Here is a 15,569-nt window from a genome sequence, read left to right as displayed (position 1 = left end):
CACATGGTGGCTGCCCGTCCCGGTCTTCGCTGGTAATCAGTACGCGCCAGCGAAAACCCGCCGGGACGGAGCCTTCATGCGTAGAACCGGGATCGTGCTCGCCATCGCCGCGTTGGTCGCGGTGTTCTCATCCGCCGCCGCCCAAGCCGTCACCGGCTGGACCACCATCGGCTCGGACAATGCCCGCCCGCTCGACGAGGGCCAGGGCCTGGCCACCATCGAACGGCCGTCCGGGACGATCTACCGCTACACCGGGATCGCGACGGTTCCCGTGAGCCTGTCGACCCAGGGCTGGAACCACGTCGGCGACCCGGGCTCCGCGCAGGGCTGGTACGTCGAGCCGTACCAGCGCGACGACCGGGGAGCGAAGCTCTTCCGCGTCGAGTCGCCCGACGGAAAGTGGGCGAACTACACGCACACGCTGGAGTCGTGGGAGGCGAACAACAACTCGTTCGCCGCCGTGACGCCCGACGCGCGCTGGATGGTGGCGGGAGAGTGGGGCACGATGGACCGGCTCCTCGTGCACCCGATGCCTGGGGTCGCGCACACGAATCCGTCGGCGAACCTGCCGTACGCGTCCGCGATCCGGCTCGACAAGCCGGTGCGGGACATCCAGGGCTGCGACTTCGTCACCGCGACCCGGCTGCTGTGCGCGTCCGACGACCCCGAAGGCTCCCTGTTCGGGACCACCAAGCCGCTGCTGCAGGTCGACCTTTCCGGTGCGCTGTCCGGTTCGGACGTGACCGGGAGGGTCACGTCGCTGGGGCAGCTGCCGCTGAAGAGCACCTGCAGCGGGAACTTCGAGACCGAGGGCATCGACGTCGCCGCCGACGGGACCCTGCGGGTCGTCGTGCTTTCGCCGTCGTGGTGCGTGGCGTTCGACAGCAAGACCTGGCGGTTCCGGAAGGCGTGAGTTACGGGTTGCCGCGCCGCCGCCGAGGGCGGGCCCCAAGTACGTGAAGGCCCCCTTCACTGCGCTAGACGCAGTGAAGGGGGCCTTCACGTACTCGCCGGCGGGGCAGGCGCATTCAGTCGACGGAATGCCGGAAGGCACGCCGGACGCCCACCCGGCCCCGGCGTGCCTTCCTCCCCCGCCCCCAGGTCTACGAAGCCGGCTCCGGGGTCAGCGTCTCGGTGGCCGGGGCCGGAGACCGGCGGGCGTCCTTCTTCGCGCGGCGACGCTCTTTCCGAGTCTCGACCGTCGTGTACAGCGTCGGCACCAGGATCAGCGTCAGCAGGGTCGAGCTGACCAGGCCACCGATGACCACGATCGCCAGCGGCTGCCCGATGAACCCGCCCTGGCCGGTCAGCCCGAGCGCCATCGGGACCAGCGCGAAGATGGTCGCCGCCGCGGTCATCAGGATCGGCCGCAGCCGTCGCCTGCCGCCTTCGACGACGGCGTCGGCGACGCTCATCCCCGAAGCCCGGTACTGGTTGATCAGATCGATCAGCACGATCGCGTTGGTCACCACGATGCCGACGAGCATCAGCATCCCGATCAGCGCGGGCAGGCCCAGCGCGGTTCCGGTGGCCAGGAGGAGCCCGATCGCGCCGGTCGCCGCGAACGGGATCGACACCAGCAGGATCAGCGGCTGGATCAGGCTGCGGAACGTCGCCACCATGATCAGGTACACGATCGCGACCGCGGCCAGCAGCGCGAGGAACAGGTTCCCGAAGGCCTCCTGCTGGTCCTCGCTGACGCCGCCGAGCTTGTACGCCGCGCCGCCGGTGAAGGTCAGGCCGTCCAACTTGGACTGAATGGCCTTCGTGGTGGCGGCCAGGTCCGCGCCGGTGTTCTTGGCGGTGACCGTGGTGCTCAGCTCGCCCGAGGTGCGGTGCACCGCGGCCGGGCCGTCCACTGTGGACACGTTGGCGACCGAGTCGAGCCGGACGACGCCGGCGGCGCTCGGGATCGGGAGTGCCTTGACCGCGTCGACCGACACCGGGGCCGTGCCCGCGCGCAGCACGATGTCCGTGCGCTGGCCGTCGACCGGCAGCTGGGTCACCGTGCGGCCGGCGATGGCCTGGTTCGCGATCTGGCCGATCGTGGTCGCCGAAAGCCCGCTCGCGGCGGCCTTGGCGGCGTCGACCTCGACCTGTACGCGCGGCGAGCCCTGCGCGAGGTCACTGGTCACCTCGGTCAGATCCGGGACACCGGACAGCGCCTGGCGGACCTGCTCGGCGGCGGGCTTCAGCGCCGCTTCGTTCGGTGCGGTGACGGTGATCGAGATCTGGTCCGAGTTGAACCCGCCCGCTTCCGCACCGATCTTGACCTCGCCGAGTTCCGGCTTGTCGAGTTTGCCCCGCAGCCGCTCGGAGAGGGCGTCGAGGTCGGTGTCCTTGGCGACGGTGGCCTGGATGCTGGTCGCCATCCCGCCGCCACCGAAGAAACCGCCCCCGCCGATGCTCACCTGGTAGGTCTCGACGGCGGGTTCGGCGGCGAGCGCCTGCTCGACCGCGCCGGCGGCCTTCTCCTTGGCCTCGGAACTGGTGCCGGGCGGCAGCTTCTGCGAAAGGCTCAGCGTCGTCGAGCCGGACTGGTCGAGGAAGTTGGTGTTCAGCTGCGAGGCCAGTCCGACCGTGCCGCCGAAGATGATCAGTGCCAGCAGTACCACGGTGACGCGGCGCCGGGTGGCGAACCGGATCACCGGAACGTATCCGCGCTGCAGCAGCCCGCGGCGTTCCTTGTCTTCGGCGGCTTGGCGCGTGACCTCGGCCTCGTGCTCGTTCGCGGGGGTCTTGGGCGGCTTGAGGAACCAGTACGCGAGCACCGGCACGATCGTCAGCGACACCAGCAGCGACGCCAGCAGTGCCACGGTGACCGTGATCGCGAACGGCGAGAACAGCTCGCCGACGAACCCGCCCACGAAGGCGATCGGCAGGAACACCGCGACCGTGGTGAGGGTGGACGACGTCACGGCGCCCGCGACCTCGCGCACGCCGTCGAGGACCGCCCGCTGTTTCTCCTCGCCGTACGCCAGATGTCGTTTGATGTTCTCCAGCACCACGATCGAGTCGTCGACCACGCGCCCGATGGCGATGGTGAGCGCGCCGAGGGTGAGCAGGTTCAGCGACAGGTCTCCGGTCCACAGCGCCAGCAGCGCCACGACCACCGACAGCGGGATCGACACCGCCGTCACCAGGGTGGAGCGCACCGACATCAGGAACAGCAGGATCACCACGACCGCGAACGCCAGCCCGAGCAGGCCTTCGGTGGTCAGGCCGCTGATCGCGTCCTTGACCGGCGTGCCCTGGTCGAACACGACGCTCATCTCGGCGCCGATCTTCTTCGACAGCTCGGGCAGCTTGTCCCGCACCGCTTCCGAGATCGCGACCGCGTTCCCGTTCTCCACCATGGTGATCGAGAGCCCGAGGCTCGGCTTGCCGTTGGTGCGCGTGATCGACGTCGGCGGCGCGAATCCGGCCTGGACGTCCGCGACGTCACCGAGCTTCACGGGCTTGCCCGCCTGCGCGCCGGGACGGGAAGGCTGCGACGGCGTGAGGTAAAGGTTCTTGATCGTGTCCACTGTGGTCGGTCCGCCGCCGACCTGGACGGTGAGCGTCTTGCCGCCTTCGGTCAGCGTCCCGGCCGGGACGGCGGCACCGGCGGTCTGCAGCGTGGTGGCGATCGACGACGGGTCGACCCCCGCGGCCGCCAGCTTCGCGTAGTCCAGCGCGATGGTCACCCGCGGCTGCCGCGCGCCGGTCACCTCGACCTCGCGGACACCGTCGATCTTCCGCAGTTCCGGCGCGACCTCCCCGGTCAGCGCGGGCGCGAGCGCCTGCGGGTCACCGGTGGTCCCGGCGGCGAGCAGCACGACCGGGAGATCGTCGGTGGAGCCCGCCGAGACCGTCGACTCGCTGTTCTGCGGCAGCCGTGTCTTCAGCCCGTCGACGACGCGCTGGATCTGCCCGACCGCCGCGTCGATGTCCGTGCCGAACTCGAACTGCGCGGTGATCCGCGACAGCCCCTCCGACGACGTCGAGCTCAGTTCTTCGAGCCCCTTCAATCCCTGCAGCCCGCCTTCGAGCGGCTCGGTGACCTGACGGTCGACCGCGTCCGGCGACGCGCCCGCGTACGGCGTGATGATCTGCGCCTGCGGGAACTGCAGTGACGGGAACAGTTGCTGCTTCAGCTGTGGCAGGGCGAAGGCGCCGAAGCCGATCACCACCAGGGCGAGCAGCCCGATGAGACTTCGGTTGCGCAGGCTCAGTCTGGCCAGCGTGGACATGGCGGTATCCCCCAGGAAATAGCTCGGAACGGGCGGGTTACCGCGAGCTTTTCACGGCGGGGGGTGGAGTGGATTCACACCACGGGTGGAATCCGAGTACGACTTCGGGAGGAGGTCCCGCTCAACTTCGCCGGTCTGTCACCGAATCGGCTTCGCTCTGCGTTTCTTCGTTCACCGATTGTTCCGACACGTGTTCGGGGTCACCATCGGGAAAATCGCCGTTCTGGCGGGGGCGGCGGAGCGGGACCGTCGTCCGTTCCCACAGTTTGCGACCCTCTTCGGCGCGGATCCGTTCGTTCGCGCGTTCCATTTCCAGCCGCCGCCATTTCCGGCGCTGCCGTTTCGTCGCCTTGGCGGGCCACAGTTCCTGGATCGCGCTGTTGAAGTACGCGCCGCCGACCACCGCGAGCCCGATGAAGAACATCAGCAACAGGAACGCGATCGGCGCGGCGAGCGCGCCGTAGGTGTAGCCGGTCTTGGTGATCCAGTTCAGATAGATCCGCAGCCCGATGCTGGAGAGCAGGAACACGACCATGGCGAGCATCGCGCCGGGGAGCCCGCGGTGCCACGGCAGCCGGCGCGGCAGGGCCAGCTTGTACAGCGTCGTCAGCGCGAGCACGATCATCACGGCCAGCACCGGGTAGTACAGCGTGCCGACCCAGTACGACACCGTGCCGCGCCAGTCGGTGGGGAAGAACTGGGGGAGCAGGTCCGGCCCGATCGCCAGCAGCGGCAGCCCGACCACCAGGATGACCAGCCCGGCCAGGTACAGCAACAGCGCGAAGATCCGCTGCCACACGTCGTTGCGGACGCCGTACTGGTCGTGCGCCACGGTGATGGCGTCGACGAACGACGACATCGCCGACGAACCCGCCCACAGGGAGATCAGGAAGCCGACGGAGACGATCTCGCCCTTGCCGACGAACAGGATGCTGTTGACCGTCGGCTCGATGATGTCGTGGACGGCGTTGTCGCTGAAGATCGTCTTGCTGAAGGTGATGATCCGGTCGTGGACCGCGGTCACGACCTCCTGGCCGAACCAGTCGCCGACGAAACCGAGGCAACCGAGGAGCCCGAGCAGCAGTGGCGGCAGGGAGAGCGTCTGCCAGAACGCGGCTTCGGCGGCCTCGGAGAAGATGTTGCCGTCCCACGCCTTGCTGAGCGTGCGGCTGAGCAGGCGCAACGGACCCCTGCGGCCCTTCGCGACCTCGGCGGCCGTATCCGGACGGCCGTTCTCCTCGCTCATGCAGCTCCTCCGACGGCGCCGAGCGCCCTTGACCGTCTCCAGCATGGTCCATGCCGCGCGATTCGGCTCGCCACCCCTGGTTTTTCGGGTGAGTAACCCGACAACGGGGGTGGCGCTTCCGGCGTTCCACGGGCCCGCGAGGTAGGCTCTCCGGAGTGCCCTCACCTCAGGCGCCGGCGTCGCGGCCGGATACCCAAGTGGGGGTTTTCGCTTGTGTCAGGGTGGATGACCAGGCGTTTCGGGCGAGGGAGGAGGGGAACCTGCATGTCGGAAACCGTTGAACGCGATCGAGGCGAGCTGGGCGCGCCTCCCGCGGCGAAGGACAGCACGGCCCGCCCGCTGCGTGCCTGGCAGCGGCGAGCGCTGACGAAGTACCTCACGAAGAAACCGCAGGACTTCCTGGCCGTCGCGACGCCGGGCGCGGGCAAGACGGTGTTCGGACTCCGGATCGCCGCCGAGCTGCTGAGCGACCGGACCGTCGAGCGGATCACCATCGTCGCGCCGACCGAGCACCTGAAGCACCAGTGGGCCGCCTCGGCCGCGGCCGCCGGGATCGCGATCGACTCGAACTTCCGCAACGGCACCGGCGTCACCTCGCGTGACTACCAAGGGGTCGCGGTGACCTACGCGCAGGTCGCCGCGCATCCGACGCTGCACCGCGTGCGCACCGAGAACCGCAAGACCCTGGTCATCCTCGACGAAATCCACCACGGTGGTGACGCGAAGTCGTGGGGCGACGCGATCCGCGAGGCGTTCACCCCCGCCGTCCGTCGTCTCGCGCTCACCGGGACGCCGTTCCGCAGCGACGACTCGCCGATCCCGTTCGTCACCTACGAGGCCGACGGCTCGGGTTTCCAGCGCAGCAAGGCCGACCATGCCTACGGCTACGCCGACGCGCTCGCCGACGGCGTGGTCCGGCCGGTCGTCTTCCTCGCCTACTCCGGTGAGGCCTCCTGGCGCACGAGCGCGGGGGAGGAGTTCACCGCGCGGCTCGGCGAGCCGCTGACCGCGGAACAGAACGCACGGGCCTGGCGCACGGCGCTCGACCCCGCCGGGGAGTGGATCCCGTCGGTGCTCCAGGCCGCGGACACGCGTCTCGCGCAGCTCCGTGCCAACGGCATCCCGGACGCGGGCGGTCTGGTGATCGCCACCGACCAGGATTCGGCGCGCGCCTACGCCAAGATCCTGGAGCGCATCTCCGGCCAAACCCCGACGGTCGTCCTCTCCGACGATCCCAAGGCGTCCGGGCGGATCAAGGAGTTCTCCGATTCGACCGACCGTTGGCTCGTCGCGGTCCGGATGGTGTCCGAAGGCGTCGACGTGCCGCGGCTGGCGGTCGGCGTCTACGCCACGAGCGCGTCGACCCCGCTGTTCTTCGCACAGGCCATCGGCCGGTACGTGCGTTCGCGCAAACCCGGCGAGACCGCTTCGGTGTTCCTGCCGAGCGTGCCGGTGCTGCTGGAGCTGGCCAGCGAGCTGGAGGCGCAGCGCGACCACGTCCTCGGCAAGCCGCACCGCGAGAAGGAGGGCTGGGACGACGAACTCCTGGCCCAGGCCAACCGCACCGAGGACGAGCCGGGCGAGGAGGAGAAGGCGTTCACCTCGCTGGGTGCCTCCGCCGAGCTCGACCAGGTCATCTACGACGGCAACTCCTTCGGCACCGCGGTGTTCTCCGGCTCCGACGAGGAGCAGGAATACCTCGGCCTGCCCGGGCTGCTGGAGCCGGACCAGGTCCGCGCCCTCCTGCGGAAGCGGCAGGAGGAGCAGCTCTCCGACGAGAAGCGGCGCAAGCCCAAGGCCGAGGAAGCCGCTCCGGTCGCGCGGCCGCAGTCGGTCAGCGAGCGGCTCGGCAGCCTGCGCAAGGAGCTGAACGCGTTGGTGGGCGTGCACCACCACCGGACGAAGAAGCCGCACGGCGCGATCCACAACGAACTGCGCCGGGTCTGCGGCGGCCCGCCGACCGCGATGGCTTCGGTGGAGCAACTCGAAGAGCGGATCGTCACCCTGCGTTCCTGGTGACCAACGCCATGACCGGGCACGCGTGTGATCAGACGGACGGCACGCGTGTGTGGAGGGACGACACGCGTGATCAGGCGGACGTCACACCGAGCATCCGGCTCCACACCGTGTCGTCCGTCCAATCACGCGTGTCGTCCATCGGATCACGCGTGTCGTCCGTCCAGTCACGCGTAACCGCCGGTTCGTCCGGAGGAAGTCGGCGAGCTCCCTGGTCCTCGCACCGCGATCAGCAGCGCCGATCACGCTGAGTGAGTGGTGGCGGTCACACCGTCAGCGCACCTAGACTTCGTACGTCTTGCTACGGCCACGTTGCCAAACCGTGTCCATTTGATGTGGCTTAATCGATTCAGCCGTCTTCCGTGAAACACGTTCGGCGGCATATGTTGTCGCCCACAACATATGCGCGATGGTGCGACCGGTCCTCGAGGATCGCCGCCCGCGAGCAAGATCCGGAAGGAACGAGGATGCGCAGCAGAACCCTTACCCTCCTCGCCGCGACGGTGGGCGCCGGCCTGGTGCTCTCCGCCTGTGGCGCCAACACCGCCGACTCGGGCAGTGGCAACTCCTCGCAGTCCGCACCCGCCCCCGGCGGTGCCGCCGCCGGTGGCAAGGTCGGCGTCATCCTGCCGGAGACCGCCACCTCCGCGCGCTGGGAGTCCTTCGACAAGCCGTTCCTGACCAAGGCGCTCAAGGACGCGGGCTTCGACGCCGACGTCCAGAACGCCCAGGGCGACGTCCAGAAGTTCACCACGCTGGCCGACGGCATGATCGCGCAGAACGTCAAGGTCCTGATCATCGCCGCCATCAACGGCGAGGTCGGCGCGGCGGTCGCCCGCAAGGCGCAGGCCGCGGGCATCCCGACGATCGACTACGACCGCCTGAACCTCGGCGGCAGCTCCGACTACTACGTCTCGTTCGACAACGAGAAGGTCGGCCAGCTTCAGGGCCAGGGTCTCGCCGACGCGCTGAAGGACAAGAAGGGCGCCGAGGTCGTCATGATCGAGGGTGCCCCGACCGACAACAACGCGACGCTGTTCGCCAACGGCCAGAAGTCCGTGCTGCAGCCGAAATTCGCCGCCGGCGACCTGAAACTCGTGCGGGAACAGGCCATCGACAACTGGGACAACCAGAAGGGCGGCCAGACCTTCGAGCAGATCCTGACCGACAACAAGGGCAGGGTCGACGGCGTCGTCGCCGCGAACGACGGTCTCGCCGGCGCGGTCATCACCGTGCTGAAGAAGAACGGCCTCAACGGCAAGGTCCCGGTCACCGGCCAGGACGCCACCGCGGACGGCCTCATGGCGATCCTGCGCGGCGACCAGTACATGACCGTCTTCAAGCCGATCAAGGAAGAGGCCGAAGCCGCGGCGAAGCTCGCCGTCCTGCTGGCCAAGGGCGACAAGGCGGGCGCCGACGCGCTGGCCACCGGCAAGGCGAAGGACCCGAAGGGCAACCGCGAGGTCAAGTCCGTGCTCCTCGAGCCGAAGCTGACCACCAAGGACGGCGTCAAGGAGGTCGTGACGCAGGGCTACGTCAAGGCGGCCGAGATCTGCGGCGGCGACCTGGCCGCGGCGTGCACGCAGCTCGGTATCTCCTGACCTGTTCAATCCAGACGACCGGGCCGGTGCGTGCTCCCGACAGCGCGCACCGGCCCGGTACCCAGCCGGGAGAATTCGAGAACCCCCATGAGTGAACCCATCCTCGAACTGAAGCAGCTGAACAAGAGCTTCGGGCCGGTCCACGTCCTCCACGACGTGGACTTCAACGTGCGCGCCGGCGAGGTCACCGCGCTGGTCGGCGACAACGGTGCCGGTAAGTCCACTTTGGTCAAGTCGATCGCCGGAATCCACGGCTACGACTCGGGAACGGTGACGTTCCAGGGCAAGCAGGTGAACATCCACGGCCCGCGCGACGCCGCGGATCTCGGGATCGAGGTCGTCTACCAGGACCTCGCGCTGGCCGAGAACCTCGACATCGTGCAGAACATGTTCCTCGGCAGGGAACGCGGCAGCAAATGGCTGCTCGACGAGGCCAGCATGGAAAAGGCCGCCCGCGAGACGCTCGCCTCGCTCTCGGTCCGCACCGTGAAATCGGTCCGTACGCCCGTTTCGGCCCTCTCGGGCGGGCAGCGGCAGACCGTCGCGATCGCCAAGTCCGTGCTGTGGGACTCGAAGGTCGTCCTCCTCGACGAGCCCACCGCCGCGCTCGGTGTCGCGCAGACCCGCCAGGTGCTCGACCTGGTCCGCCGCCTCGCCGAACAGGGCCTCGGCGTCGTGCTGATCAGCCACAACATGGCCGACGTCTTCGAGGTCGCCGACCGTATCGCGGTGCTCTACCTCGGCCGTCTCGTCGCCGAAGTGCACACCAAGGACGTCACCCACGGCCAGGTCGTGGAACTGATCACCGCCGGTCGCTCCGGCGACCTCGGCCTTGCCCGCCCCGAAGCCGCCGTCCTCTGATCCGAGGCGAGAAAGAACCGGAAATGACTGAGACACCTGCAAAGTCCGCCTCGCCGGAGGGGGGCAAGTCGGCGGCCGCCGCGCTCAACCCGTCGGCGGCCATCACCGACTTCGGCATCGACACGACATCGATGTCGACACGCGAGGCCGTCGGCGACTACTTCTCCCGGCTCAAGGCCGGACAGCTGGGTTCGCTCCCGGCGCTGCTCGGCCTGCTCGTGCTGGTGATCGTGTTCGCCTCGCTGTCGGACACCTTCCTGACGATGAACAACATCGCGAACCTGATGGCCCAAGGCGCCGGCAAGGCGATCATCGCGATGGGCATCGTGTTCGTGCTGCTGCTCGGCGAGATCGACCTGTCCGCGGGCACCGCGTCCGGCGTCACCGCCGCGGTCCTCGCGATGCACTACGTGCGCAACGGAAACCTGTTGGGCGGCATGGGGAACGGCGTGTTCATCGCGTTCCTCGTGGTGCTCGCGATCGCCGCGCTGCTCGGCGTGGTCCTGCGGATCTGGGCGGGCGTCGGGTTCGCCGTGCTCGCCATCGCGCTCGTGCTCTCGGGAACCGCGGCCAACCCGTGGATCGAGATGCTGCTCGCGATCAGCGTCGGTGGCGCGATCGGTGTCCTCACCGGCTTCCTCGTCTCCAAGATCGGGATGCCCTCGTTCGTGGTGACGCTGGCGCTCTTCCTCGCCTGGCAAGGGGTCATCCTCCAGTTCATCGGTGAGGGCGGCACGCTCGGCATCAGCACCTCGGACGTGCTGTTCAAGGTCGCCAACGGCAATCTGTCCACTGTGGGCAGCTGGATCCTCTTCCTGATCGCCGCCGGTGGATTCGCGGCGGTGACACTGGGCCAGCACTTCTCGCGGCTCAAACGCGGCCTGGTCACCCAGCCGACGCCGATGGTGCTGTTCAAGGTCGGTGCGATCGCCGTGGTCGCCGCGATCGCGACCTATCTGCTGACGCTGAACCGCGCGCCGAACCCGAACATCGTGATCTCCGGCGTCCCGTACGTCGTGCCGATCGTGCTCGGCCTGCTGGTGCTCGGTACCTACGTGCTCAACCGCACCCAGTACGGCCGCCACATCTACGCCGTCGGCGGCAACCGCGAGGCGGCCCGCCGCGCCGGTATCAACGTCGAGAAGATCCGCGCCTCGGTGTTCGTCATCTGCTCGGCGGTGGCCGCGATCGGCGCGATCGTCTACTCGTCGAAGGTCGGTTCGGTCGACCCGCAGGCGGGTGGCCTCAACACGCTGCTGTTCGCGGTCGGCGCCGCCGTCATCGGTGGCACGTCGCTGTTCGGCGGCAAGGGCCGGGTCGTCGACGCGGTGATCGGCGGTCTCGTGCTCGCGGTCGTCGAGAACGCGCTCGGCCTGCTGAAACAGTCGGCGGCGGTGGTCAACATCGTCACCGGTCTGGTGCTGCTTCTCGCGGCGACGGTGGACGCGCTGTCCCGGCGCCGCGCGGCTGCGTCGCCGCGCTGAGTCCGCATGGAATGATGAAGCCCGTGACCAGCACACCCGTTGCACGACCAGACGAGGTGCGCAGGCACAACCGCACGACCTTGCTCCGGTTGCTGCACGTCAGCGGCCCGAGCACCAGGGCGACCCTGGCCACCGAGCTGGGGCTCAACCGCAGCACCATCAAGACCCTCGTCGACGGCCTCGCGGAAGCGGGTGTCGTCGAGGAGCGGGTCCCGAGGCCGGGACGAGGGGCGGGCCGCCCCTCGCTCCTGGTCCTGCCGCAGCCGCACGCGGCGGTGGTGCTCGCGGTCGATCTCCAGGTCGAACACGTGGCGATCGCGCTGGTCGGTTTCGGCGGCCAGATCCTCGGACGCAACAGCTGGAACCTGCACGGCCGGATGCGGGAGGCCGACGAGGTGATCACGCACGTGATCGAGTCGACCACCGTACTGGCGGGCGACCTCGGCGTGCAGCCGATCGCCGCGGGGGTGTCCGTGCCCGGCGTCGTCCGCCGGGCCGACGGGCACGTCCACGAGGCGCCCAACCTGCGCTGGACGGACGTGGCGCTCGGGGAACGGCTCGGCGGTGTGCTGCGCATCCCGATCCTGGTCGGCAACGACGCCGAACTCGGCGCCATAGCCGAACACCTGCGCGGTGCCGCGCGGGGCTCTTCCGACGCCGTGTACGTCTCCGCCGACGTCGGTGTCGGGGGAGGGATCATCGCGGACGGCTCGTCGCTGCGCGGCGGCGCCGGCTACGTCGGCGAGATCGGGCACATGGCGATCCGGCCGGGCGGCCGTCCCTGCTACTGCGGGTCCAGCGGCTGCTGGGAGACCGAGGTCGGCGAGGCGGCGCTGTGCCGCGCGCTCGACCTGCCCGAGGACACCCCGCGCGGGGCGATCCTGTTCGAACTGCGCGAGCTGGGCCGGGATCCGCACGCGGCCGAGGAGCGGCTGGCGGAGTTCGCGGAATGGCTGACGCTGGGCCTGGTGAACGTGGTCAACCTGCTCGGCCCGCAGCTGGTCGTGCTGGGCGACCTGCTCACCGTGCTGCCCGACTCGGTCGTGAAGTCGGTCGCGGCCGAGGTCCGGCGGCGGAGCCTGGTCAGCCGGGCCGTGGGCGGGACGCAGATCGTGAGTTCGGCGCTCGGGGCGGACGTGAAGCTGCTGGGCGCCGCCGAAGCCGCCTTCGAGATGATCCTGGACACCGTCTAGAGCTCGTGAGTGGTAAGGACGGTTCTAACCGTCCTTACCACTCACGAGGCCCGAGAGCAGGGCCACCAGGGCGGCGAGGGACTTCTCCTTGGCCGCCGCGGGGTCTTCGGCGTGCGCGATCATCAGCGCCGCCTCCGCGCAGGCGCTCAGCGCCAGCTGCGCCAGCTCCGGGATGGGCGCGTCGATCAGCAGCCCGTCCGCCGCGGCGGCCTCCAGGATGTCCGTGATCAGGCCAAGCCCGTACCGGTTCTCCAGCTCCCGCCATTCCTGCCAGCCGAGGACCGAGACGGCGTCCGTGAGCGCGATCCGCACCACCTCGGGCCGCAGGCACAGGTCCAGGAACCGGCTCAGCACGCCGAGTGCCCCCGCCCACGGGTCGTCCGTGGCCCGCAGGACGGTCTTCAGTTCCTCGGTGATCTCGGTTTCGATCTGCTCGATCACGGCACGGAACAGGCCCTGTTTGTCCCCGAAGTGGTGATACAGCGCGCCACGGGTGACGCCCGCCGCCCGGACGATCTCGTCGGCGGGCACGGCGGCGTAACCCTGTTCGGCGAACAGGGTGCGCGCCGCCATGATCAACGCGGCCTGCGTCGAGTGCGATCGTTCGGTCTGGCTACGTCGTGGCGTGGGCACGCAGGAATTCCACCATCATGCCGCTCAGCCGCTCCGGCTGGTCCTCCGGCACGAAGGCGTAGGAGTCCTCGATCGTCTTCAGTTCGGCGTTCGGCAGGACCCCGGCGAGCTTGCGGCCCAGCCACAGCGGGAAGTGCCGGTCTTCGGGTGCCCAGGCCAGCAGAACGGGCTTGGTGAACGCGGGCAGCCGCTCGGCGGCGGTCAGCGTGTACCGGTTGTCGACGCTCGCCGTGAACCGGCGCAGATCGTCGCGGATCTCCGCGCTCCGGCGGCTGGGCAGCAGGTACGCGTCCAGGATGTGGTCCGGGACCGGGTGTTTGGCCAGCCAGAGGAAGTCCGTCTTCGTCAGCAGCCACCGCCAGCGCAGCGCCTGGACCATCAGCCGGGCCCCGCCGGGAATCCGGGCCAGCGTGCTCAGCCCCGCGAACAGCGGCGGCAGGAAGCGCTCGTAGGAGTCCGACGGGGTCAGCACGACCCGGCCCACCCGTTCCGGGTTCGTGGTCATGAGCAGCTGGGTGAGCGCGCCCCCGGTGTCGTTCGCGACCACGGTGACGTCGGTCAGGTCGAGCACTTCGAGGAACCGTGCGATGAGCGCGGCGACCCCGGGCGGACTCAGGTCGGTGTTCGGGACCGGGATCTCGTGCGAACCCAGCGGCCAGTCCGGGGTCAGGCAGCGGAAGCCGGCGTCGGCGACCGCGGGGGCCACCTTGCGCCAGAGCAGGCCGTTGGTCAGCAGTCCGTGCACGAAGACCACAGGCGGGCCTTCGCCGCGGTCGCGTAGCGGATACGGGCGCCGCCGAGGTCCGCCTCGTGCGCCTCGCCGAGCAGATCGCTTGTGGTCATGGAAGTAACATACATGCTGTCTGTATGTTTTAGGAGGCATTCAGCGAACCGGCACATCCCCGCGAAAAACAGGGCGGCCGGCACGCTCCCTTGCAGGAACGGCCGGCCGCCGGGTGGTCGTGGACTGGTGGGCTACCGCTGAATGTCCGCGGACATTTCCTTGAGCTTCGTTTCGTGTGCGCGGGCGTGGTGACCACAGAAGAGCAACTCGCCACCGGTGCTGAGAATGGCTCGAACCTGGGCTGCAGCTCCACACCGGTCGCATCGGTCGGCAGCGGTCAGTTCGGGGCGGGTGAGCGTCGGTGAAGTCATTGGAGTCTCCCTCCGTCCCGGCACCGGTGGCCCGGTGCCATCGATCCAGCTACGACCACTTCGGCACTGATGCCGGCAACGTTCGTTCCCGGCCCCGCCGTGTTCGTGCTTCCACTCTTCCAGACGTTTGGCGACCCGCAAGTGTTCCCGTGCGGGTGTCTCATTTGTCACTGGTAATTACCTCGGATGCCGTAGCGTAATCACGCAACGTGGGAGACGACTCCCCGCCGAACCGTCTTTCCCCACGTCAGGCACCATGCGGGGGTGGGAATCGCAGTCGTCCGGAACCGTCTTCCGAGCGTGCCGTCGCCGGTCTTGTTCGTTCTCAGCGGAATTTCGATGTACGCCGGCGCGGCCATCGCCGTAGGTCTCTTTTCGGTCGCCTCCCCCGCGGGGGTGGCCTGGCTCCGCTGTCTCGGGGCGGCCGTGGTCCTCCTGGCGTGGCGCAGGCCACCCCGCTCGGCGTGGACCGGCCGCACGTTCCTGCTCGCGGGTGCCTTCGGCGTCGTCACCGCCGGGATGAACGTGCTCTTCTACGAGGCGATCGCGCGGCTGCCGCTGGGCACCGCGGTCGCCCTCGAGTTCGCCGGGCCCGTGGTGGTGGCGGCGTTCGGTTCGCGCACGCGCCGCGACGTCTTCGCGCTGCTGCTGGTCGCGGCCGGGGTGGTCGCCATCGCGGACGTCCGGCTCGAAGGCAGCCTGCTCGGCGTGCTGTTCGCGCTCGGCGCGGCGGCCGCCTGGGCGGGTTACATCCTGCTCGGGAAGCGGGTCGCGGTCGGCGGCAACGGGATCGACGGGCTGGCCGTCGGGTTCGCCGTGGGCACGGTGGTGCTGTCGCCGCTGGCGCTGGGCACCGGCGCGGTGTGGGGTTCCTCACGTCTCCTGCTGCTCGGCATCGGAGTGGGCGTGCTCTCGACCGTCGTGCCGTACGCGCTCGACCAGGTGGTCCTGCGCAAGGCCGGGCAGGCGCGGTTCGCGCTGCTGCTCGCGTTGCTGCCGGTCACCGCGGGGCTGATCGGCTTTCTGTGGCTCCGGCAGGTCCCGGCCCTGCCCGAGGCGATCGGCACCCTGGCCGTCGTCGCCGGGGTCGCGCTGCGGTCGCCGGGCAAACGTGATGGCCCGGCGCCTCCCTGAGCGGGATACTGACC

At 69.3% G+C, this 15,569-nt stretch carries 11 protein-coding genes and 1 pseudogene; 7 read left to right on the top strand and 5 right to left on the bottom strand.

Annotated elements, in window-relative coordinates; genetic code table 11:
* The first annotated feature begins 76 nt into the window (after positions 1–76).
* Positions 77–913 (top strand): hypothetical protein, encoded by an 837-nt coding sequence (locus BLW75_RS10980; RefSeq protein ID WP_034317054.1) that lies wholly within the window; start codon positions 77–79, stop codon positions 911–913.
* Positions 914–1,103: 190 nt separating this feature from the next.
* Here the strand turns inward: BLW75_RS10980 and BLW75_RS10975 are convergent, their stop codons facing one another.
* Positions 1,104–4,232, bottom strand: coding sequence for an efflux RND transporter permease subunit (locus BLW75_RS10975; protein WP_034317050.1), 3,129 nt, complete (start codon positions 4,230–4,232; stop codon positions 1,104–1,106).
* A 121-nt stretch (positions 4,233–4,353) separates the two neighbouring features.
* Positions 4,354–5,478: a YihY/virulence factor BrkB family protein gene (locus BLW75_RS10970; RefSeq protein WP_034317047.1), complete on the bottom strand. Its 1,125-nt coding sequence runs from the start codon at positions 5,476–5,478 to the stop codon at positions 4,354–4,356.
* A gap of 264 nt (positions 5,479–5,742) precedes the next feature.
* Between BLW75_RS10970 and BLW75_RS10965 the strand changes: the two genes are divergently transcribed.
* The 5 genes from BLW75_RS10965 (at position 5,743) to BLW75_RS10945 (ending at position 12,633) form a co-directional block, all read left to right on the top strand.
* On the top strand, positions 5,743–7,497 hold the full coding sequence (locus tag BLW75_RS10965) for a DEAD/DEAH box helicase (protein ID WP_034317045.1): 1,755 nt from the start codon (positions 5,743–5,745) through the stop codon (positions 7,495–7,497).
* Between the two features lie 464 nt (positions 7,498–7,961).
* Positions 7,962–9,095, top strand: coding sequence for a sugar ABC transporter substrate-binding protein (locus BLW75_RS10960; RefSeq protein WP_034317042.1), 1,134 nt, complete (start codon positions 7,962–7,964; stop codon positions 9,093–9,095).
* A gap of 87 nt (positions 9,096–9,182) precedes the next feature.
* Positions 9,183–9,956, top strand: a complete 774-nt coding sequence (locus tag BLW75_RS10955; protein WP_005164482.1) for an ATP-binding cassette domain-containing protein — start codon at positions 9,183–9,185, stop codon at positions 9,954–9,956.
* A gap of 23 nt (positions 9,957–9,979) precedes the next feature.
* Positions 9,980–11,440, top strand: coding sequence for a sugar ABC transporter permease (locus BLW75_RS10950; RefSeq protein WP_034317039.1), 1,461 nt, complete (start codon positions 9,980–9,982; stop codon positions 11,438–11,440).
* An 11-nt stretch (positions 11,441–11,451) separates the two neighbouring features.
* Positions 11,452–12,633 (top strand): ROK family transcriptional regulator, encoded by a 1,182-nt coding sequence (locus tag BLW75_RS10945; protein WP_091597315.1) that lies wholly within the window; start codon positions 11,452–11,454, stop codon positions 12,631–12,633.
* Between the two features lie 24 nt (positions 12,634–12,657).
* Here the strand turns inward: BLW75_RS10945 and BLW75_RS10940 are convergent, their stop codons facing one another.
* From BLW75_RS10940 to BLW75_RS43475, 3 genes and pseudogenes are all read right to left on the bottom strand, one after another.
* On the bottom strand, positions 12,658–13,266 hold the full coding sequence (locus tag BLW75_RS10940; RefSeq protein WP_034317036.1) for a TetR/AcrR family transcriptional regulator: 609 nt from the start codon (positions 13,264–13,266) through the stop codon (positions 12,658–12,660).
* Positions 13,247–14,109 (bottom strand): annotated as a pseudogene (locus BLW75_RS10935) (alpha/beta fold hydrolase). Before BLW75_RS10935 ends, BLW75_RS10940 begins: the two are co-directional and overlap by 20 nt.
* 132 nt (positions 14,110–14,241) lie before the next feature.
* Positions 14,242–14,421, bottom strand: a complete 180-nt coding sequence (locus BLW75_RS43475; RefSeq protein WP_016332937.1) for a DUF7455 domain-containing protein — start codon at positions 14,419–14,421, stop codon at positions 14,242–14,244.
* A 339-nt stretch (positions 14,422–14,760) separates the two neighbouring features.
* Here BLW75_RS43475 and BLW75_RS10925 point away from each other — a divergent pair, with 339 nt between their 5' ends.
* Positions 14,761–15,555: an EamA family transporter gene (locus BLW75_RS10925; protein ID WP_034317328.1), complete on the top strand. Its 795-nt coding sequence runs from the start codon at positions 14,761–14,763 to the stop codon at positions 15,553–15,555.
* The last annotated feature ends 14 nt before the right edge of the window (positions 15,556–15,569 follow it).

This window comes from Amycolatopsis lurida (assembly GCF_900105055.1).
GTDB classification, from domain to species: domain Bacteria; phylum Actinomycetota; class Actinomycetes; order Mycobacteriales; family Pseudonocardiaceae; genus Amycolatopsis; species Amycolatopsis lurida.
The sequence above is the reverse complement of the archived record's forward strand: the minus strand, read 5'-3'. Positions and strand labels throughout refer to the sequence as shown.